General features: G+C 61.1%; 19 protein-coding genes. 6 read left to right on the top strand and 13 right to left on the bottom strand.

What is annotated here, in order from left to right; genetic code table 11:
• Window positions 1–50 precede the first annotated feature (50 nt).
• Window positions 51–1,088, top strand: coding sequence for an L-glyceraldehyde 3-phosphate reductase (mgrA, locus tag HX803_RS03170; protein ID WP_178918929.1), 1,038 nt, complete (start codon window positions 51–53; stop codon window positions 1,086–1,088).
• Window positions 1,089–1,152: 64 nt separating this feature from the next.
• On the opposite strand, the gene tauD is transcribed toward mgrA, so the two are convergent.
• The 7 genes from tauD to HX803_RS03135 all read right to left on the bottom strand — a co-directional run bounded on the left by tauD (window position 1,153) and on the right by HX803_RS03135 (window position 9,388).
• Complete coding sequence (gene tauD, locus HX803_RS03165) at window positions 1,153–1,989, bottom strand: taurine dioxygenase (RefSeq protein ID WP_178918927.1); 837 nt, start codon at window positions 1,987–1,989, stop codon at window positions 1,153–1,155.
• A gap of 11 nt (window positions 1,990–2,000) precedes the next feature.
• Window positions 2,001–2,837 carry a taurine ABC transporter permease TauC gene (gene tauC, locus HX803_RS03160; protein WP_178918925.1) on the bottom strand — a complete coding sequence of 279 codons (837 nt, stop codon included), beginning with the start codon at window positions 2,835–2,837 and terminating at the stop codon, window positions 2,001–2,003.
• Window positions 2,834–3,613 carry a taurine ABC transporter ATP-binding subunit gene (gene tauB / locus HX803_RS03155; RefSeq protein ID WP_178918923.1) on the bottom strand — a complete coding sequence of 260 codons (780 nt, stop codon included), beginning with the start codon at window positions 3,611–3,613 and terminating at the stop codon, window positions 2,834–2,836. Before tauB ends, tauC begins: the two co-directional genes overlap by 4 nt.
• Before the next feature lie 16 nt (window positions 3,614–3,629).
• A complete protein-coding gene (tauA, locus tag HX803_RS03150; protein WP_176997357.1) occupies window positions 3,630–4,607 on the bottom strand; it encodes a taurine ABC transporter substrate-binding protein in 978 nt (325 codons plus the stop codon).
• 274 nt (window positions 4,608–4,881) lie between these two features.
• Window positions 4,882–6,465 carry a glutamate--cysteine ligase gene (gene gshA, locus HX803_RS03145; protein ID WP_178918921.1) on the bottom strand — a complete coding sequence of 528 codons (1,584 nt, stop codon included), beginning with the start codon at window positions 6,463–6,465 and terminating at the stop codon, window positions 4,882–4,884.
• Window positions 6,466–6,680: 215 nt separating this feature from the next.
• On the bottom strand, window positions 6,681–7,064 hold the full coding sequence (locus tag HX803_RS03140; RefSeq protein WP_178918919.1) for a PaaI family thioesterase: 384 nt from the start codon (window positions 7,062–7,064) through the stop codon (window positions 6,681–6,683).
• Entirely contained in the window at window positions 7,064–9,388 is a 2,325-nt protein-coding gene (locus HX803_RS03135) for a Tex family protein (protein WP_178918917.1), read from the bottom strand. Before HX803_RS03135 ends, HX803_RS03140 begins: the two co-directional genes overlap by 1 nt.
• 357 nt (window positions 9,389–9,745) lie before the next feature.
• On the opposite strand from HX803_RS03135, the gene ompR reads away from it, so the two are divergent.
• The gene (gene ompR, locus HX803_RS03130; RefSeq protein WP_015373500.1) at window positions 9,746–10,486 is read left to right on the top strand and encodes a two-component system response regulator OmpR; all 741 of its coding nucleotides are present in this window, start codon (window positions 9,746–9,748) and stop codon (window positions 10,484–10,486) included.
• A gap of 117 nt (window positions 10,487–10,603) precedes the next feature.
• The gene (locus HX803_RS03125; protein ID WP_176997353.1) at window positions 10,604–11,917 is read left to right on the top strand and encodes an ATP-binding protein; all 1,314 of its coding nucleotides are present in this window, start codon (window positions 10,604–10,606) and stop codon (window positions 11,915–11,917) included.
• A gap of 154 nt (window positions 11,918–12,071) precedes the next feature.
• On the opposite strand, the gene rimK is transcribed toward HX803_RS03125, so the two are convergent.
• From rimK to HX803_RS03110, 3 genes are read right to left on the bottom strand one after another with little or no spacing between them, the layout of a single operon-like run.
• Window positions 12,072–12,977, bottom strand: coding sequence for a 30S ribosomal protein S6--L-glutamate ligase (gene rimK, locus HX803_RS03120; RefSeq protein ID WP_003187674.1), 906 nt, complete (start codon window positions 12,975–12,977; stop codon window positions 12,072–12,074).
• Window positions 12,974–13,456 carry an ATP-dependent zinc protease gene (locus tag HX803_RS03115; RefSeq protein WP_256732803.1) on the bottom strand — a complete coding sequence of 161 codons (483 nt, stop codon included), beginning with the start codon at window positions 13,454–13,456 and terminating at the stop codon, window positions 12,974–12,976. The genes rimK and HX803_RS03115 overlap by 4 nt, the downstream gene beginning before the upstream one ends.
• Window positions 13,457–13,469: 13 nt before the next feature.
• Entirely contained in the window at window positions 13,470–14,249 is a 780-nt protein-coding gene (locus HX803_RS03110) for an EAL domain-containing protein (protein ID WP_178918916.1), read from the bottom strand.
• Window positions 14,250–14,365: 116 nt separating this feature from the next.
• On the opposite strand from HX803_RS03110, the gene HX803_RS03105 reads away from it, so the two are divergent.
• The gene (locus tag HX803_RS03105; RefSeq protein ID WP_178918914.1) at window positions 14,366–14,773 is read left to right on the top strand and encodes an RNA-binding S4 domain-containing protein; all 408 of its coding nucleotides are present in this window, start codon (window positions 14,366–14,368) and stop codon (window positions 14,771–14,773) included.
• A gap of 134 nt (window positions 14,774–14,907) precedes the next feature.
• On the opposite strand, the gene HX803_RS03100 is transcribed toward HX803_RS03105, so the two are convergent.
• Window positions 14,908–15,711 (bottom strand): phosphatase PAP2 family protein, encoded by an 804-nt coding sequence (locus tag HX803_RS03100; protein ID WP_178918912.1) that lies wholly within the window; start codon window positions 15,709–15,711, stop codon window positions 14,908–14,910.
• Between the two features lie 105 nt (window positions 15,712–15,816).
• Here HX803_RS03100 and hslO point away from each other — a divergent pair, with 105 nt between their 5' ends.
• Together hslO and HX803_RS03090 are read left to right on the top strand one after the other, a co-directional pair.
• On the top strand, window positions 15,817–16,719 hold the full coding sequence (hslO, locus tag HX803_RS03095; RefSeq protein ID WP_178918911.1) for an Hsp33 family molecular chaperone HslO: 903 nt from the start codon (window positions 15,817–15,819) through the stop codon (window positions 16,717–16,719).
• Window positions 16,720–16,898: 179 nt separating this feature from the next.
• Window positions 16,899–18,440: a phosphoenolpyruvate carboxykinase gene (locus HX803_RS03090; protein ID WP_178918909.1), complete on the top strand. Its 1,542-nt coding sequence runs from the start codon at window positions 16,899–16,901 to the stop codon at window positions 18,438–18,440.
• Window positions 18,441–18,496: 56 nt separating this feature from the next.
• Here HX803_RS03090 and HX803_RS03085 read toward each other — a convergent pair whose 3' ends face one another.
• Window positions 18,497–19,360 (bottom strand): DMT family transporter, encoded by an 864-nt coding sequence (locus tag HX803_RS03085; RefSeq protein WP_256732802.1) that lies wholly within the window; start codon window positions 19,358–19,360, stop codon window positions 18,497–18,499.
• Window positions 19,361–19,448: 88 nt separating this feature from the next.
• Window positions 19,449–19,744, bottom strand: a 296-nt coding sequence (locus HX803_RS03080) for a DUF1493 family protein (RefSeq protein ID WP_178918907.1), incomplete at its 5' end; no start/stop codon positions are given.

Genomic DNA, 19,744 nt, shown 5'->3' with positions numbered 1-19,744 from the left:
AATAGCGTTATTCCCGGGCCTTATTAGTCCCAAGTTCAAGAGAGGATTCGATGACTTACATTGCTGCCGAAAACCGCTATGAATCTATTCCGTATCGCCGCGTAGGCCGCAGTGGGTTGGTGCTGCCGGCACTGTCCCTGGGCCTGTGGCACAACTTTGGCGACAGTACCCCGATCGACACCCAGCGCGCCCTGCTGCGTACGGCGTTCGACCTGGGGATCAACCATTTCGACCTGGCCAACAACTATGGCCCACCGTACGGCAGCGCCGAGATCAACTTCGGCCGTTTGCTGCGCGAAGATTTCAAGCATTACCGCGATGAACTGATCATCTCCAGCAAGGCCGGTTGGGACATGTGGCCCGGCCCTTACGGCCAGGGCGGCGGTTCGCGCAAATACGTACTGGCGAGCCTGGACCAGAGCCTGCAACGCCTGGGCGTCGACTATGTGGACATCTTCTACTCCCACCGCTTTGACGCCGATACCCCGCTGGAAGAAACCGCCAGCGCCCTCGCCACTGCCGTGCAACAAGGCAAGGCGCTGTACATCGGCATCTCTTCCTATTCGGGCGTGAAAACCCGCGAAATCGCCGCCCTGCTCAAAGAGTGGAAAGTGCCGCTGTTGATCCACCAGCCGGCCTACAACCTGCTCAACCGCTGGGTAGAAAAAGACCTGCTGGACACCACCGAAGAACTCGGCGCCGGGGTGATTGCGTTTACGCCGCTGGCCCAGGGTTTGCTGACTGACAAGTACCTCAATGGCGTGCCGGCCGATGCACGGGTCAACCGCCCGGGCGGTGGTTCATTGCAGGCCAAGCATTTGTCGGATGCCAACATTGCCCACGTGCGTGCGCTGAACGAAATCGCCAAGCGCCGTGGTCAGAGCCTGGCACAACTGGCGTTGGCCTGGACGTTGCGAGATCCACGGGTGACCAGCGCGCTGATCGGTGCGAGCCGGCCGGAGCAGATTGTCGAGAACGTCGGTGCGTTGAAGAACCTGAGCTTCAGTGCGGAAGAACTGGCGGAGATCGATCGGTTTGCCCAGGAAGGCGGGATCAACTTGTGGGAAAAGCCATCTTCCGCTGAATAACCTGACATCACTCGGTCAAAAATGTGGGAGCGGGCTTGCTCCCACATTTGATCTTCGCCGGGGGTTAGAAAGGTACGTCGCCCAAGATGGTCGCCCGATGCATCACCCGCCGCTGCGGCCGGTAATCATCCACCGCGTAGTGCTGGGTCACGCGGTTGTCCCAGAACGCCACGTCATTTTCCTGCCAGCGCCAACGAATGGTGAATTCCGGACGGGTCGCGTGGGCGAACAACAGTTTCAGGATCGCCTCGCTTTCGGCCGGTTCCAGTTCGTTGATCTTGGTGGTGAACCCATCACTGACAAACAGTGACTTACGCCCACTCACCGGGTGCGTGCGCACCACCGGATGGGACAGCGGTGGGTTTTTCTTACGGGTTTCTTCCCAGCGCGCCAGGTCTTCGGCGGTGTTGCCAAAGCGCTCCAGCGGGAAGGACTTGGTGAAGTCGTGGGTAGCCGTCAGCCCGTCGAGCAAACGCTTCAACGGCTCGGACAACGCCTCATACGCCGCAATGCCACTGGCCCACAATGTGTCGCCACCAAACGCGGGTAGCAGTTTGGCGCTCAGCACTGCACCGAGTGCGGGTGTCGGCAGGAAGGTCACGTCGGTGTGCCACACGGCGTTGTCGCGCACGTCGGTGACGGCGGTGTCGAGGATCAGCACTTCAGGCTGTTCCGGCACGTTGGGGTAGATCGGATGGATATGCAGGTCACCAAAATTCGCCGCGAACCGCGCTTGCTGTTGCGGGTTGATCGGCTGATCACGGAAGAACAGCACCGAGTGCTTGAGCAACGCCTGTTCGATGGCATCGCGCTCTTCAATGTTCAACGGCTGGGTGATGTCGACGCCACTGATCAGGGCACCCAATGCGGTGCTGATGGGGGTAACGGTCAGGCTGCTCATGCTGTTCTCACTCAATGTGCCTGGCCATGCCACGGCACTAATTTACGCTGCAGGGCGCGCAGGCCCATTTCCATGGCGAAGGCGATCAGGGCGATGACGAGGATGCCCAGCACCACCACGTCGGTGACCAGGAACTGCGCCGCCGACTGCACCATGAAACCCAGGCCGCTGGTGGCGGCGATCAATTCGGCGGCGACCAGTGTCGACCAGCCCACGCCCAGGCCGATGCGCACGCCAGTCAGGATGTCGGGCAGAGCGCTCGGCAAGATCACGTGGCGGATCAACTGGGCGCGTGTGGCGCCTAACGACTGAGCCGCGCGCAGCTTGGCCGGGTCGACGGTGCGCACGCCGGTCGCGGTGGCGATGGCGATGGGCGCAAAGATTGCCAGGTAAATCAGCAGCACCTTGGACAGCTCGCCAATGCCGCACCAGATCACGATCAGCGGCAGATAGGCCAAGGGCGGAATCGGACGGTAAAACTCGATCAGCGGGTCGAGAATGCCCCGGGCAATACGGTTGGAACCGATGGCAATCCCCACCGGTACGGCGGTCAGTACGGCAAAGCCCAGGCCCAGGCCGATACGGCTGAGGCTGGCGCCCAGGTGCTGCCACAAGGTGGAATCCATGTAGCCGGTGGTCGCCAGCAGCCAGCCTTTTTGCAGCACGGCCGACGGCGGTGGCAGGAACAACGGTTCAATCAAGCCGGTGGCGGTCACGGCCCACCAGAGGGCCAGCAGCGCGACCAGGGTCAGTACGCTGATCCAGCGGGTGCTCAGGCTGCGGCGCACCGGGATCACCGCGTGTGTCACCGGCTTGGCGACGGTGGCGGGGAGTTCATAGCTGCTCATGCGGACACCTGCCGTTGAGAGAACACTTTGCCCAGCACGTGTTCGCGGGTTTCGATAAAACGCGGGTCGGATTTGATCGCCCGTGCTGATTCGCCCGCCGCGTAGCGCTGGCCGAAGTCCAGGTTCAGGCGTTCGACGATCTGGCCCGGGTTGGGCGCCAGCAGGATCAAGTCAGTGGCGAGGAACACCGCTTCTTCGATGTCGTGGGTAATCAGGAACACCGGTTTGGCCGTGCGTCGCCATACCTGCAGCAGCAACTCTTGCATCTGCTCGCGGGTGAAGGCGTCGAGGGCGCCGAAGGGTTCGTCCATCAACAAGACGCGCGGGTCAGCGGCCAACGCGCGGGCCAGGCCGACGCGTTGCTTCTGCCCGCCCGAGAGTTGCCAGATGCGGCGGCTGTCGAAACCGGCCAGGTCCACCAGCGCCAGCATTTCCCGGGCGCGCACTTCGCGTTGCGCCTTGGGCACGCCGGCCAGCTCCAGGCCGAAGGCGACATTGGCCAGCACGTCCTGCCAGGGCAGCAGGGCGTCGTCCTGGAACACCACGCCACGTTCGGCGCTGGGGCCCTTGACCGGCACGCCGTCGAGGGTAATGCGCCCGGCGGACGGTTCGACAAAGCCGGCAATCAGGTTCAACAGCGAAGTCTTGCCACTGCCGGACGGGCCGAGGGCCACCAGCAATTGCTGGGGCCCCAGGTCGATTGAGATGTCAGACAGTACCGGTTCTGTGGCGCCTGGGTACTGTGCGCTGATGCGCTCCAGTTGTAGCAAGGCCATCGCGATGAACTCCTGATCAGTTGGTAATGAACTTGGCGCTGACGTAAGGGGCGTAGTCCGGCAGTACCGCGTCGACCTTGCCTTGTTCCTTGAGGAACGCGGCGGTGTCGGTCACGGCCTTGGTGGTCGGTGCGCCCAGTAGGGTCACTTGGTCAGCGGCCAGCGGGTAGACGTTGCCTTGCAGCAGCAACGGGATGTCGCTGGCTTTGGCGCCGGAGAGCTTCACCAGCTTGTCGACGTTGCCTTTGTCAGCGAGCCAGGCTTGTGGGTCTTTGCGGTAGGCGGCGTAGGCGTCCAGGGTGACTTTGGCGAAGGCTGTGACGATTTCCGGGTGCTTCTCGGCAAAGTCCTTACGCACGATCCATGCATCGAAGGTCGGCGCACCGAACTTGGCCAGCTCGCCGGAGGTGATCAGCACTTTGCCGTTCTCCTTGGCCACGCCCAGGGCGGGGTCCCACACGTAGGTCGCGTCGATGTCGCCGCGCTTCCAGGCGGCGATGATGGCCGGTGGCGCGAGGTTGAGGATGGTGACTTTCGACGGGTCGATGTTCCAGTGCTTCAGCGCGGCCAGCAGGCTGTAGTGGCCGGTGGACACGAACGGCACGGCGACTTTCTTGCCAACCAGGTCCTGTGGGCTGTTGATCCCCGATCCGTTGCGCGCCACCAAGGCTTCGGCACCGCCGATCTGGGTGGCGACGAGGAAGGTTTCCACCGGCACTTTGCGGGTGACGGCGGCGGTCAGCGGGCTGGAACCGAGGTAGCCGATCTGCACGTCACCGGAAGCAATAGCGGCGATGATGTCGGCGCCATTGTCGAATTTGCGCCAGTTGATCTTGGCGTTGGTGGCTTTTTCATACGCGCCGTCGGCCTGGGCGACTTTGGCCGGGTCCACGGTGGTCTGGTAAGCGATGGTCACATCCGCCGCCTGGGCAAACAGGCTGGCACCGGCCAGGGACAATGCGGCCAGGAGACGCAGAGGGGTTAACAGTTTCAAGGGGAAGCTCCTCAATCAGGCGGCCGAGGATCGGCGTGTGAGGAGACTAAATGATCTAAGAATTCGAAAATAAATAACATTTTCGAATTAGCTTATTAGAAGAACAATGCTGCCCTGTAGTGAGCGGGCTTGCCCCGCGCTGGGTGGCGACGCGGCCCTAAAACCTGGCGCCGCGTGTTAACTGAAGCAATGCGGTTGCCTTGTTGGGGCGGCTTCGCCACCCAGCACGGGGCAAGCCCGCACACTACAGAGTCTGCATTCGGCGAGTAAGGCTTTAGTTGCTGATGGCCAGGATGCTCGCCTGGTACGACCCGACAAACACATCGAAATCGCCCACTTCGTTCTGCTCCAGCTCCGCCTGTTGCGCCAGCGACGTGCGTGCCAGCTCTTCGAAGCGTGCCTGCTCTTCGGCCGGCAGCGCTTCCTTGCGGAAATGCTCGGCGTGCAGCTGGCTCTGGTGCAGGGAGAACTGCGCAAAACTCTCCTTGCGCTCGGCCATCGCCGCCAACACCTGGGCCGATGGGGTCAGGGACGGGTCCTTGACCTTCGCCAGCTGGGCGTCCAGCGCTTGGCTGTGCTCGGTGATACCGTGGCTTTCATCGAGCAGGGCAGCCAGCGGCGCGATTTTCTCCAACAGCTCGGCGGCCCATTCCTTCATGTCCACTGGCTGGCCATCGCGCTGCAATTGCAGGCCTGGGCGGCGACCTTCCTTGACCACGCTGAGGAAGTTGGACGTGGCATTGCCGCACTCGTTGTTGGCGAACAGCGGGCTGTCGTTCAACGCGCAATACAGCAGGAAGGCGTCGAGGAAACGCGACTCCGGCAGGTCGATGCCCATCGGCAGGAACGGGTTGATATCCAGGCAACGCACTTCGATGTACTGGATGCCACGGGCCATCAGCGCCTGGATCGGACGCTCGCCGGTGTAGGTCACTCGCTTGGGGCGAATGTTGGAGTAGTACTCGTTTTCGATCTGCAGGATGTTGGTGTTGAGCTGTACCCACTCACCGTCCTTGTGGGTGCCGACTTCGACGTACGGCGCGTAGGGCGTTGCCACCGCTTCACGCAGGCTGTCGGTGTAGCTGTTCAAATCGTTGTAGCACGGCGTGAGGCCGGCCTGGGCGTTGCTCTGGTAACCCAGGTCGCTCATCCGCAGGCTGGTGGCGTACGGCAGGTACAGGGTATCGGCGTCCAGCACTTCGAGCTGGTGCGAGCGACCACGCAGGAAGCCGGCGTCCAGGGCCGGCGAGGCACCGAACAGGTACATCAGCAGCCAGCTGTAGCGGCGGAAGTTGCGGATCAGCGCGATGTAGGCGGTGGACTGGTAGTCGCGATCGGTGCCGACAAACCCTTCGGTTTCCTTGAGCAACGGCCACAGCGCCTCGGGCAACGAGAAGTTGTAGTGGATCCCGGCGATGCACTGCATGGTCTTGCCGTAACGCAGAGCCAGGCCTTTGCGATACACGTACTTGAGCTGTCCGATATTGGACGTGCCGTAGTAGGCAATCGGAATGTCTTCCTCGGCCGGCAACGGGCACGGCATCGAGGGGCTCCACAGGTATTCGCTGCCCAGCTTGGTGTAGGCAAAGCGATGGATCTTGTCCAGGCTGCTCAGGGTATCGGCCGGGTTCGGCAGGGCTGGGGTGATGAACTCCAGCAGCGATTCCGAGTAGTCGGTGGTGATCTGTTCGTGGGTCAACGCGGCGCCCAGGGCTTCAGGGTGCGGCGTTTGCGCCAGGCGGCCTTCACCGGTGACGCGTAGGCATTCGCGCTCGATGCCGTGCAAGCACTGCTCTAGCAGGGAGAGGTGTTCGCGCTTGCCGAGCAGAGCCAGGCGGCGGTTGAGAAGTTCGCTCAAGTTGGATTCCTTCACGCGTCAGTCGCCCCAATATGGGGGTGGGCAGGACGGTCTACAAGGGTGAAGTTGAAACTGGCGTTATCGCCTGGTTTTCGAGCCGATTTAACTGGCCCTGAAAGTGCCGACTTCAGTCCCTGAATCTGGCTATCGCGCAGGAAGAAACTTCCGACGCCGCTTTCGCAGCGCCGAAATTAACTCAAATCGAGGGCGGGGAGCTATAGGACAGCGAAGGTGCCTTGTGCTTTTGCGACCAGTTTTTCGTCCTGGTACACATCCGCTTCCACCACCAACGTGCGGCGGCCGGCATGAATCACCCGGCTGGTGCACAGCACGTCGCCCTCTTCGACGGCGCGGATGTAGTTGATTTTGCATTCGATTGTCGCACTCTGCTGGTCAAAACCATGGGAGCTGGAACACGCCAGCCCCATCGTGATGTCCACCAGGCTGAAAATCGCCCCGCCGTGGAGCTTGCCCGCGCGGTTGCGCAGGTGCGGCTCCAGGGTCAGGGCCACCTCTGCAACGCCTTGTTCGAGGCGTTGAAGGCGGCAGCCGATCAGTTCGCTGAACGCGCTCTGGGTCAAACCGGCCGGAATTTCCATCAGCGCTTCTTCAACTGTTTGGCGTTGGCGAACAGCGAGGCCATGGCGTTGTTGCTGGGCGCTGCGGCGGTGGTTTCCTTACGCGGCGCAGTGTTCTGCGACTGACGCGGCGTGGAACCGGGGCGTGCGCCACGGGCACCGTCGATTTTCTCTCCCGGGGTGTCGCTCATGCGCATCGACAGGCCGACGCGTTTACGCGGAATGTCGACTTCCATGACCTTGACCTTGACCACGTCACCGGCCTTCACCGCTTCGCGCGGGTCTTTGATGAATTTCTCCGAAAGCGCGGAGATATGCACCAAACCGTCCTGATGCACGCCGATGTCCACAAAGGCACCGAAGTTGGTCACGTTGGTCACCACGCCTTCGAGGATCATGCCCAGTTGCAGGTCCTTGAGGTCTTCGACGCCATCCTGGAACTCGGCAGTCTTGAACTCGGGGCGCGGGTCGCGGCCAGGCTTCTCCAACTCTTGCAGGATGTCGGTGATGGTCGGCACACCGAAGGTTTCGTCGGTGTACTTTTTCGGGTCCAGGCGCTTGAGGAACGCGGCGTCGCCGATCAGCGAACGGATGTCGCGGTCGGTCTCGGCAGCGATGCGTTGCACCAGCGGGTAGGCTTCCGGGTGGACCGCCGAGGCGTCCAGCGGGTTGTCGCCGTTCATCACACGCAGGAAGCCGGCAGCTTGTTCGAAGGTTTTTTCGCCCAGGCGTGCAACCTTTTTCAGCGCGGCGCGGGTTTTGAACGCACCGTTTTCATCGCGGTGGGTGACGATGTTCTGCGCCAGGGTGGCATTGAGGCCGGAGATACGGGCCAGCAGCGCCACGGAGGCGGTATTCACGTCCACGCCGACGGCGTTCACGCAGTCTTCCACCACGGCGTCCAGGCCGCGCGCCAGTTTCAGCTGCGACACGTCATGCTGGTACTGGCCGACACCGATGGATTTCGGGTCGATTTTCACCAGCTCGGCCAGCGGATCCTGCAGGCGACGGGCGATGGACACCGCGCCACGGATCGATACGTCCAGGTCCGGGAATTCCTTGGACGCCAGTTCCGAGGCCGAGTACACCGAAGCACCGGCCTCGGAGACCATGACCTTGGTCATCTTCATGGCGGGGTATTTTTTGATCAGCTCGGCGGCCAGCTTGTCGGTCTCGCGGCTGGCGGTGCCGTTGCCGATGGCGATCAGGTCCACGGCGTGCTTGGCGCAGAGGGCGGCCAGGATGGCGAGGGTCTGGTCCCATTTGTTGTGCGGCACGTGCGGGTAGACGGTGGCGTGGTCCAGCAGCTTGCCGGTGGAGTCGACTACCGCCACCTTGCAGCCGGTACGCAGGCCCGGGTCGAGGCCCAGGGTAGCGCGCGGGCCAGCCGGAGCGGCCAGCAGCAGGTCGTGCAGGTTGTGGGCGAACACATTGATCGCCTCGGTTTCGGCGCCGTCGCGCAGCTCGCCCAACAGGTCGGTTTCCAGGTGGGTGTAGAGCTTGACCTTCCAGGTCCAGCGCACAACTTCACCGAGCCACTTGTCCGCAGGACGATTCTGATTCTGGATGCCGAATTGTTGACCGATCATGCCTTCGCACGGGTGCATGGTGCCCGGCAGCTCGTCGCCGACTTTGAGTGCGGAGCTGAGAATGCCTTCGTTGCGGCCACGGAAAATGGCGAGTGCGCGGTGGGACGGCATGCTTTTCAGCGGTTCGTCGTGTTCGAAATAGTCGCGGAACTTGGCGCCCTCTTCCTCTTTGCCGGCGATGACGCGGGCGCTGAGGGTGGCTTCCTGCTTGAGGTAAGTGCGCAGTTTTTCCAGCAGGCTGGCGTCTTCGGCGAAGCGCTCCATGAGGATGTACTTGGCGCCTTCGAGGGCGGCCTTGGTGTCGGCGACGCCTTTTTCGGCATCGATGAAGCGTGCGGCTTCGGTTTCCGGGGTCAGCGACGGGTCGTTGAACAGGCCGTCGGCCAGCTCGCCCAGGCCGGCTTCCAGGGCGATCTGGCCCTTGGTGCGGCGCTTTTGCTTGTAGGGCAGGTAAAGGTCTTCGAGGCGGGTCTTGGTGTCGGCGAGCTTGATGTCGCGCTCAAGTTGTGGGGTCAACTTGCCTTGCTCCTCGATGCTGGCGAGGATGCTGATGCGCCGTTCGTCGAGTTCTCGCAGGTAGCGCAGGCGCTCTTCCAGGTGACGCAGTTGGGTGTCGTCGAGGCTGCCGGTCACTTCTTTACGGTAACGGGCGATGAAAGGCACCGTGGAGCCTTCATCCAGTAGAGCGACGGCCGCTTCGACCTGTTGTGGGCGTACACCGAGTTCCTCGGCGATGCGGCTGTTGATGCTGTCCATAAAACCACCTGAAATTCTGAAAATCAGCTCGCAGGCCCGGAAAACAAGGCCCTGGGAGGCTGGTTGAGCGGCCCGACTGGCGCCGCTGCCTGGGTCAAGAGGCAGCCTATTGACCCTCGAAATCGAAAAAATCACGACAAGCGGGTGAAAAAAAGCCCGGCAGTAAACGGTAACGATCTGACGTTGCCCTGCACGAAGGCGCCGCATTATAACCAGCGTTCTGCACTTGGGGGGTACTGCGCCGGTGGTTGTAGGGCGCGGGTTCGCTGGCGGTGGAGGAAAAATCTGCTAACAATGCACACGGTGCGTATAACGGCAGCTACGCCATAATGCGCGCCGAGATAAGAGGAGCATCTAATGAGCAGCACTGCACAAACTGCTGAAGGCGAAAAAATTCTCATCGTTGATGACGATCCGGGGCTGAGCAGCCTGCTGGAGCGTTTCTTCAACTCCAAGGGTTACCGTGCCCGCGCGGTGCCGAACACCGAACAGATGGACCGCCTGTTGGGGCGTGAGGTGTTCAACCTGGTCGTGCTCGACCTGATGCTGCCCGGCGAAGATGGCCTCACCGCCTGCAAACGCCTGCGTGGCGCGAACAATCAGATTCCCATCATCATGCTCACCGCCAAGGGCGATGAGCTGAGCCGCATCAAGGGCCTCGAGCTGGGCGCCGATGACTACCTGGCCAAGCCGTTCAACCCTGACGAGCTGATGGCACGGGTCAAGGCCGTATTGCGCCGCCAGGCTCCTCCTGTACCAGGCGCACCGGGCAGCGAAGACGAAAGCGTCACCTTTGGCGACTACGAGCTGTCGCTGGCCACCCGTGAACTCAAGCGTGGCGATGAAGTGCACATGTTGACCACCGGCGAATTCGCGGTGCTCAAGGCCCTGGTGATGAACGCTCGCCAACCGCTGACCCGTGACAAGCTGATGAACCTGGCCCGCGGCCGTGAGTGGGACGCGCTGGAACGCTCCATCGACGTGCAGATCTCCCGTCTGCGCCGGATGATCGAGCCGGATCCGTCCAAACCTCGGTATATCCAGACGGTGTGGGGCGTGGGTTACGTGTTTGTGCCGGATGGCACTGCGACCAAGTGACCCATGATTTGCGGCGGCAGGCATCCCGGTGTTCAGTTTCATGAACATCGACAGGGTGCCGGGCCTCCGCAATTCTGCGAGCGTCGCTCGTTTCTGCAAGGTGCCTAGCTGTCTCCTATGAAAACCCCGTTGTGGTTCCCACAAAGTTTTTTCTCGCGCACCCTTTGGCTGGTGCTGATCGTCGTTCTGTTTTCCAAGGCACTGACACTGGTTTATCTGTTGATGAACGAAGACGTGCTGGTGGATCGACAATACAGCCACGGTGTGGCCCTGACCCTGCGCGCCTATTGGGCCGCCGACCCCGAGAACCGCGAAAAGATCGCCAAGGCCGCCACACTCGTGCGCGTGGCGGGCGCCGGTGTACCCGAGGGCGAGCAGCACTGGCCCTACAGTGAAATCTACCAGCGCCAGATGCAGGCCGAACTGGGTGAAGACACCGAGGTACGGCTGCGCATGCACGTGTCCCCGGCCCTTTGGGTGCGGGCCCCGAGCCTGGGCCAGGACTGGTTGAAAGTACCGTTGTACCCGCATCCGCTGCGTGGGCAGAAGATCTGGAACGTGCTGGGCTGGTTCCTGGCGATCGGGTTGCTTTCAACTGCATCCGCGTGGATTTTCGTGCGTCAACTCAACCAGCCGCTCAAGCGCCTGGTGTTTGCCGCTCGCCAATTGGGGCAGGGACGAAGCGTGCGATTGCCGGTCAGCGACACGCCCAGCGAGATGACCGAGGTGTACAGCGCGTTCAACCAGATGGCGGAGGACGTCGAACAGGCCGGGCGTGAGCGCGAGTTGATGCTCGCGGGGGTGTCCCATGACTTGCGCACGCCCCTGACGCGCCTGCGGCTTTCACTTGAGCTGATGGGCAACCATAACGACCTGACGGACGACATGGTGCGCGATATCGAGGACATGGACGCGATTCTCGACCAGTTCCTGGCGTTTATCCGTGATGGTCGTGACGAGGTGGTCGAAGAAGTCGACCTGACGGACCTGGTGCGCGAAGTGGTCGCGCCTTACAACCAGAATGGCGAGCAGGTGCGCATGCGCCTGGAGCCTATCCAGCCGTTTGCCTTGCGCCGTGTATCGATGAAGCGTCTTTTGAACAACCTGATCGGCAATGCCTTGCACCATGCCGGCTCGGATGTGGAGGTGGCTGCGTATGTGTCCGGCGACAGCACGGCACCTTACGTGGTGCTCAGCGTGATGGACCGTGGCGCCGGTATCGACCCGGCTGAGCTGGAGGGCATTTTCAACCCGTTCACCCGTGGCGACCGTGCCCGGGGTGGCAAGGGCACCGGACTGGGGTTGGCGATCGTGCGGCGAATTGCTTCGATGCATGGTGGCAACGTTGAGCTGCGCAACCGTGAAGAAGGTGGCCTGGAGGCACGGGTGCGCTTGCCGCTGGGGCTGATGTTGCCCCGCGACGCGGTCTAGACAACAACACAACCCGAATGTGGGAGTCGGGCTTGTGTGGGAGCTGGCTTGCCTGCGATGGCATCACCAAGGCGTGCCTGACACACCGAGGTTCCTGCATCGCGAGCAAGCCCGCTCCCACATTAATTTGTGGTGTTTCAAAAGCTGTGTTTTATCAGCCCTTGCCCTTGGTCCGCGTCATATTCGGGCCGCCATTCTTCTCAAGATGCTGAATGATGATCCCCGCCACATCCTTGCCGGTGGTGGTCTCAATCCCTTCCAGACCCGGCGATGAGTTCACTTCCATCACCAGCGGCCCATGGTTGGAACGCAAGATATCCACACCTGCCACGCTCAACCCCATCACCTTCGCTGCACGCAATGCGGTCATGCGCTCTTCCGGGGTGATCTTGATCAGGCTGGCGCTGCCGCCACGATGCAGATTGGAGCGGAACTCACCGGGTTTGGCCTGGCGCTTCATCGCTGCAATCACCTTGTCGCCCACCACAAAGCAGCGGATGTCGGCACCACCGGCCTCCTTGATGTATTCCTGCACCATGATGTTCTGCTTGAGACCCATGAAGGCCTCGATCACCGACTCTGCAGCGGTGGCGGTTTCACAGAGCACCACGCCGATGCCCTGAGTGCCTTCCAGCACTTTGATCACCAGCGGCGCGCCGTTGACCATCTCGATCAGGTCGGGGATGTCGTCCGGGGAGTGGGCAAAGCCGGTGACGGGCAGGCCGATCCCCCGGCGTGACAACAGTTGCAGTGAACGCAGCTTGTCCCGCGAGCGCGCAATGGCTACGGACTCATTCAGGGGGAACACCCCCATCATTTCAAACTGGCGCAGCACCGCGCAGCCGTAGAACGTCACCGAGGCGCCGATACGCGGGATCACCGCATCGAAACCTTCCAGCGGCTTGCCCCGGTAGTGGATCTGCGGCTTGTGGCTGGCAATGTTCATGTAGGCACGCAACGTGTCGATCACCACCATTTCGTGGCCACGTTCGGTGCCGGCCTCAACCAGGCGGCGGGTGGAATACAGACGCGGATTTCGCGACAGCACAGCAATCTTCATGCAGCACCTGGGGCAGAAAGGGTAGAGACCGGGAACACCGGCTTGTCTTGAACGTATTTGACGCCGGGATTGACCACCAGCTGGCCGTCAATCAACGCCTTGGAACCCAGCAGCAGGCGGTAGCGCATGGCCTTGCGGCAGGCCAGGGTGAACTCCACCCGCCACACCCGGTCGCCCAGCGCCAGGGTGGTGCTGATCACATAGCGAACCTGCGCGTGGCCGTTGGAGCTCTTGATGGTTTTCATCGTCACCAGGGGCGCTTCGCAGCGGCGGTGACGCAGTTGCACCACGCTGCCCAGGTGCGCGGTAAAGCGCACCCACTTCTCACCGTCGCGCTCAAACGGCTCGATGTCGGTGGCATGTAGGCTGGAGGTGCTGGCGCCGGTGTCGATCTTCGCGCGCAGGCCCGCCACTCCCAAATCGGGGAGTGCCACCCACTCACGCAGACCCACAACGGTCAAATGGTCAAATGTCTTCAATATGGGTAACCGATCAATTCGCCCAGGCGCGAGGGGAAACCTCAACCAGGGCATTGAATGCAGGTTTGGCGAACCAATAGCCCTGCATCAGAAATATTCCGCAGTCAGACAGGAAGTCACGCTCTCCGGCACTTTCGATACCTTCGGCGATGACAGTAACGCCCAACTGCTCACAGATTGTGACAATCCCCTGAACGATGACTTGGCGGACGCGATCCTGGTCGACATCGCGGATCAGTGCCATGTCGAGTTTGATCAAGTCAGGTTGGAAATCGGCCAGCAGGTTCAGCCCCGAATAGCCCGCACCGAAGTCGTCGATGGCGGTCTTGAAGCCGAATTCGCGGTATTCACGCAGAATATTGGTCAAATGGCGATTGTTATCTACATGCTCGCTTTCGAGGGTCTCGAAAATCAGCCTGTCCAGCGGAAAATTATGCGCGCGGGCTGCTTCCAGCGTACTGCGGATGCAGAGTTCTGGCCGGTACACGGCGTTGGGCATGAAGTTGATCGAAAGGTGGGTTTGCATTCCCAATGCAGCGGCCCCGGCGATCGCCTGTGTACGGCAGCGCTGATCGAAACGGTAGCGATTGCTTTCATTCACCTTGTCCAGCACCGACAACGCGGCTTCGCCATGAGTGCCGCGCACCAATGCTTCGTGGGCAAAAATCGACTTGTCGCGCAGGTCTACGATAGGTTGATAAGCGAAGGCAAAATCGAAACCCAAGGGCTCGCTTTGCTGGCAGCCCGTGCAACGCTGGTCTGGCGAGGTGAGTGAAGTTGGAAAATCGGTCACAGCGTATCCTCGCGAAAACAGGGGGCTACCTGGCGTATCTTAGGTGAGCCTTGGGGTTTATGCGTCGAAGGGTTTCAACGGTACAGTTGCGACATTTTTCAGAGCGAGGAATTCAAGTGGCTCAAAAGCAGGAAGAGGAAGAAAAGGTCCGTCTGGACAAGTGGTTGTGGGCCGCGCGTTTCTATAAGACGCGTGCCCTGGCCAAGGCCGCCATCGAGAGCGGCAAGGTGCACCATCGTGGTGAGCGCTGCAAGCCGGGCAAGGAACCGCGCATCGGCGATGAATTCCAGATTCGCACCGGTTTTGATGAAAAGACCATCGTGGTCCAGGCGCTTTCCATCGTGCGCCGTGGGGCGCCCGAAGCGCAGACGCTGTATGCCGAGACCGAAGCCAGCATCGCCAAGCGCGAAAATGCGGCGGCGATGCGCAAGGCCGGTGCCATGGGCTTGAGCACCGACGGCAAGCCGAGCAAGAAACAACGCCGCGACCTGTTCAAGTTTCGCGGCAGCGGCAATGATGACTGATTGTGCAAATCTCCAGTGCGAAGGAGATCAAGTGTGGGAGCCGGCTTGCCCGCTACGGTGTCAGGTCAGTCGGCATCCAGGCCTCTGACCCAGCGCTATCGCAGGCACGCCAGTTCCCACATGCGCCAGCGGTGTTATGCGGTTGTGCGCAAGACGCTCAATCGTCCAAGCAGAGGTAGCCTGCCCATCAACTCAAACACCGGCGCCGTCACCCGCAGCAACCCACTCGATACCTTTGCCGCAAACGGCGTGTAGTACCCCCACCCCAGCGCCAACAACGCCAGTAGTACGCCGCCGATATAGTCGTCCTGGCCCCAATGCGCTCCCGCCACCAGCCGCGGCATCATGAACAGCAGCGCCAGGCCCCAGATCACCAGGGTCTGGCCGATGCGTTTGGCGAATACCGTCATGAACATGCCCCAGATCAGCAACACCGAGGCGTGATCACCGGGAAAACTCTGGCTCGAACGGTCCTTCAATTCCCAAGCTTTCTCCAATGCCGGGAAGTAGTCGCTCATCTGGATCGCCCCGCTGATCACCATCGACGGGCTGCTGTGCTGCCAGCCCAGCTGTGCCACGAGTTTGGAAAACAGCATGCGGATAAACAGCAATAGCAGCAGAATGCCGATAAAACCCAACAGTGCCTGACGCACCTGCACGGCCTTGAATACCCAATCGCCGCGAATCAACAGTGTCAGCAGGATGACCCCGACCACCGCATCGAACGGTCGCAAGCTGGCGACAGCCCACACATGCAGCCAGGCCGAGTTGCTCGCCAGGGGATCATTGAGCAGATGAAACAGCCATTCGTCGAAAATCACACACAGCATCTGGCCCGTGGGCCACAGCCAAAAACACAGCAGCCCGATAGCGAGTAGATTGCAAAGGGCCCATCTCCCGAGGTTCCACTTGGCTTGGAACAAACTCGGATTGTTCATAAACTGTCCTCCAACGGCTCTAGAAAACCGCACCAAAATGGTGCTAAAGCGTTTAATTCTATAAACCTCGTAATCAATTTGTCATCAATTCAGATACCCAGACCTATGACTGATCTACCGGATACCGACTTCACCCAACGCTTCATCTTCGACGAGACCGACGCCCGTGGCGAACTGGTGTCGCTGGAGCGCAGCTATGCCGAAGTCCTCGCCAAGCACCCCTATCCGGAGCCGGTCGCGCAACTGCTCGGTGAGCTGATGGCGGCGGCGGCGCTGCTGGTGGGCACGATGAAGTTCGACGGCTTGCTGATCCTGCAGGCGCGCTCCGAAGGCCCGGTGCCGATGCTGATGATTGAATGCTCCAGCGAGCGCGAAATCCGCGGCCTGGCCCGCTACGAAGCCGACCAGATCTCCCCGGACGCCACGTTGTCCGACCTGATGGCCAACGGTGTGTTGGCCATCACCGTCGACCCGACCGAGGGGCAGCGCTACCAAGGCATCGTCGACCTGGACGGTGAAACCCTGTCGGACTGCTTCACCAACTATTTCGTGATGTCCCAGCAGGTCGGCACCAAGTTCTGGCTCAACGCCGATGGCAAGCGCGCCCGTGGCCTGCTGTTGCAGCAATTGCCGGCCGACCGCATCAAGGACGAAGACGAGCGCACCGACAGCTGGCGCAAGCTGACGGCCCTGGCCGGCACCCTGACCGCTGAAGAGCTGTTGGGCCTGGACAACGAAACCATCCTGCACCGCCTGTATCACGAGGAGGCCGTGCGACTGTTTGACGCACAGAGCCTGCGCTTCCATTGCAGCTGCTCGCGCGAGCGTTCGGCCAATGCCTTGGTCAGCCTGGGCCTGGAAGATGCGCAGAATCTGGTGGTGGAGCACGGTGGCAATATCGAGATCGACTGCCAGTTCTGCAACCAGCGCTACCTGTTCGATGCGGCTGATGTAGCCCAATTGTTCGCCGGAGCAGGCATCGACACCCCTTCCGACACCCGCCACTAAAACGTTTAAGCACAGGTAAATCACCTGACAAACGCCGGATTAGCGCAGTTCTGACGGGAGGGCCCTACTCTTTTTGGGCTTTTCTGGCATAATCCGGCCCACTTTTTTCGCGGTAGTAGTGCGCAACTTTCTACTACAAAACGTTTGGAGCACTCGGCCATAGGCCGACGGGGAACCTCATGACGCAAGCCAATAACGCCGTATACACCGATCTGAGTGTTGACGATCTGGTCAAAGAAGCCCTGCAGCGCGGTGAAGGCGTGCTTGCCGATACTGGCGCGCTGGTCGTAGAAACCGGTCACCGTACCGGTCGTTCGCCAGTCGACCGTTTCATCGTTGAAGAGCCGACCACCCAGGACGCTATCGCCTGGGGCCCGATCAACCGCAAGTTCCCGGCCGACAAGTTCGATGCCCTGTGGGCTCGCGTCGAGGCCTTCAACAACGCGCAAGAGCATTTCGTTTCCCACGTTCACGTTGGTGCTGCGCACGACCACTACCTGGCCGTGAAAATGACCACCCAGACTGCCTGGCAGAACCTGTTCGGTCGTTGCCTGTTCATCAACCCGGCCCAGTACAACCCGGCCGGTCGCGAAGAGTGGCAAGTACTCAACGTAGCCAACTTCGAGTGCGTGCCAGAGCGTGACGGCACCAACTCCGACGGTTGCGTGATCCTCAACTTCGCACAGAAGAAAGTGCTGATCGCCGGCATGCGTTACGCCGGTGAGATGAAAAAAGCCATGTTCTCGGTGCAGAACTTCCTGCTGCCGGCTTCCGACGTGCTGCCAATGCACTGCGCCGCCAACATCGGCGAAGCAGGCGACGTGACCCTGTTCTTCGGTCTGTCGGGCACCGGTAAAACCACCCTGTCGGCCGACGAAAGCCGTTACCTGATCGGTGACGACGAACACGGCTGGGGCGAAGGCGTGGTGTTCAACATCGAAGGCGGTTGCTATGCCAAGTGCATCGACCTGTCCGAGAAGAATGAGCCGGTTATCTGGAAAGCCATCAAGCACGGCGCCGTGCTGGAAAACGTGGTGATCGACGATGCCAAGCACGCCGACTACACCAACGTCAGCCTGACCCAGAACAGCCGTGCCGCCTACCCGCTGGAGCACGTGGCCAAGCGTTCCGAGAAGAACCTGGGCGGCGAGCCGAACGCAGTGATCTTCCTGACCTGCGACCTGACTGGTGTCCTGCCACCGGTGTCCATCCTCAGCGAAGAACAAGCGGCCTACCACTTCCTGTCCGGTTACACCGCACTGGTGGGCTCGACCGAAATGGGTTCCGGCGGCGGCATCAAGTCGACCTTCTCCACCTGCTTCGGCGCCCCGTTCTTCCCGCGCCCGGCTGGCGAATACGCTGAGTTGCTGATCAAGCGCATCCGTGGCTTCGGCTCCAAGGTCTACCTGGTCAACACTGGCTGGACTGGCGGCGGCTACGGCGTCGGCAAGCGCTTCAACATCCCGACCACTCGCGGCGTCATCGCAGCGATCCAGAGCGGCGCGCTGGTGGGTGCTGAAACCGAACACCTCGACACCATCAACCTCGACGTGCCATTGGCCGTACCGGGCGTTGAGACTGGCCTGTTGAACCCACGTAACACCTGGGCTGACAAAGCGGCCTACGACGAAGCGGCGAAGGCACTGGCGGGTCTGTTCATCGAGAACTTCAAGAAGTTTGAAGTGAGCGATGCGATCAAGGCAGCCGGTCCTAAGTTGTAAGATTCGGTTGTTGTGAAAAAGCCGCCCTCAAGGGCGGCTTTTTTGTGCGCGAAAGGTCAATCGACCATGTGCAAAACAACGGCACCGACCAGCACCAGTACCACGCCTAGTACTTGTACCGCCGACAACCGCTCCTTGAAAAACACATACCCCAGAATCGCCGCAATCCCGCCCGACAACGTGCTGATCACCGTCACCACCGACACCGACCCTGCCATCGCTCCCCAGGAAAACGCCGAGAAGCCGCCGAGGTTCATCACGCTCGCCCCGGTCAGCGTCGCGCAGTTCTTCAGCGGAGGGGGTTTCAAGCCGTCCTTGATCCTCATCACCATCAGCACCAATACACATAGCCCTACCAGGTAACCCAGCCACAGCATGGTGATTGGTCCCAGCGCCGGCAGTGTATAGCGGCCTTGCAGCCAGAAGCTGGTGCCATACAGCAAGGCGGCGAGCATGGCGTAGGCGATGGACAGGTGTGGATTGTTGTGGGGAACGCCGTTGTCCTTGTGGATGCTGGAGAGGACGACGCCAATCACGCACACGGCGATGCAGCCCAGTTGCATCAGGTTGATGTGCTCACCGGTGGCCCAGGACAGCAGGGTGGTCACCACGCCGTAGGACGTCACCAGTGGCGCGACGATAGCCGCTTTGCCGAGTGCAAAGGCCTTGGACAGCGCGAGGGCGCCGGAAACGGTGAGCAGTGCGGCGGCGATGCCCAGGAGCCAGATGCTCGACGGGGCGTCGAGGGATTTGAACAGGAAGCTTGGGAGAATGGCCAGCAGCAGGGTCATGATCAGGAAGCCCAGGGCTTGGCCGAAATACACCGCGCGTTTAACGCCGACGGCGCGGGCATTGAGGCCCACGAGAAAGTCCGTGCCGCCCCAGAGCAGGGCGGCCAGCAGGCCCATTGTTACGTCCATGTAAGGTCCTTTTGAATGCTGTAGGAGCCCGGCTTGCCGGCGATGAGGCCCTTAGGACCGCCATCGCCGGCAAGCCGGGCTCCTACAGTCAGCTCAGGTTTTCCAGCGTCTGCGTGTCCCAGCTGTGGGTCTTGATGGCCAGGTAGAGCATGCCGATGGTCAGCGGCACTTTTTCGCCGCGACCCTTGGCACGGCGTTTGAGAAATACGTCAAACACCGGCGGGTTGAAGTAACGATAAGTGTCGAAGTCCCCCAGGTCGAGCGCAAATTCCTGCTCCAGCGCTTCCATCAATTGCTTGGCCTCACTGCCGTCGCAGCCCAAGTCGAAGTTGATCGAGGTTTGCAAGCTGATGGTCTTGTGTTTCGGCTGGCCGATTTCTTCGT

Origin of the sequence: Pseudomonas sp. P7548, assembly GCF_013386585.1 — a bacterium.
GTDB lineage: Bacteria > Pseudomonadota > Gammaproteobacteria > Pseudomonadales > Pseudomonadaceae > Aquipseudomonas.
Note: the sequence above shows the minus strand (reverse complement) of the source record. Positions and strands in the feature narration are given on the sequence as shown.

Excerpts from the sequence above, each read along its gene's own strand:
- HX803_RS03085 (WP_256732802.1), bottom strand. The coding sequence starts at position 19,360 with ATGGACGTAACAATGGGCCTGCTGGCCGCCCTGCTCTGGGGCGGCACG.
- HX803_RS03135 (WP_178918917.1), bottom strand. The coding sequence starts at position 9,388 with ATGGACAGCATCAACAGCCGCATCGCCGAGGAACTCGGTGTACGCCCA.
- rimK (WP_003187674.1), bottom strand. The coding sequence starts at position 12,977 with ATGAAGATTGCTGTGCTGTCGCGAAATCCGCGTCTGTATTCCACCCGC.
- mgrA (WP_178918929.1), top strand. The coding sequence starts at position 51 with ATGACTTACATTGCTGCCGAAAACCGCTATGAATCTATTCCGTATCGC.
- HX803_RS03140 (WP_178918919.1), bottom strand. The coding sequence starts at position 7,064 with ATGGAAATTCCGGCCGGTTTGACCCAGAGCGCGTTCAGCGAACTGATC.
- tauB (WP_178918923.1), bottom strand. The coding sequence starts at position 3,613 with ATGGCCTTGCTACAACTGGAGCGCATCAGCGCACAGTACCCAGGCGCC.
- HX803_RS03125 (WP_176997353.1), top strand. The coding sequence starts at position 10,604 with ATGAAAACCCCGTTGTGGTTCCCACAAAGTTTTTTCTCGCGCACCCTT.
- tauD (WP_178918927.1), bottom strand. The coding sequence starts at position 1,989 with ATGAGCAGCCTGACCGTTACCCCCATCAGCACCGCATTGGGTGCCCTG.
- hslO (WP_178918911.1), top strand. The coding sequence starts at position 15,817 with ATGACTGATCTACCGGATACCGACTTCACCCAACGCTTCATCTTCGAC.
- HX803_RS03090 (WP_178918909.1), top strand. The coding sequence starts at position 16,899 with ATGACGCAAGCCAATAACGCCGTATACACCGATCTGAGTGTTGACGAT.
- tauC (WP_178918925.1), bottom strand. The coding sequence starts at position 2,837 with ATGAGCAGCTATGAACTCCCCGCCACCGTCGCCAAGCCGGTGACACAC.
- HX803_RS03100 (WP_178918912.1), bottom strand. The coding sequence starts at position 15,711 with ATGAACAATCCGAGTTTGTTCCAAGCCAAGTGGAACCTCGGGAGATGG.
- ompR (WP_015373500.1), top strand. The coding sequence starts at position 9,746 with ATGAGCAGCACTGCACAAACTGCTGAAGGCGAAAAAATTCTCATCGTT.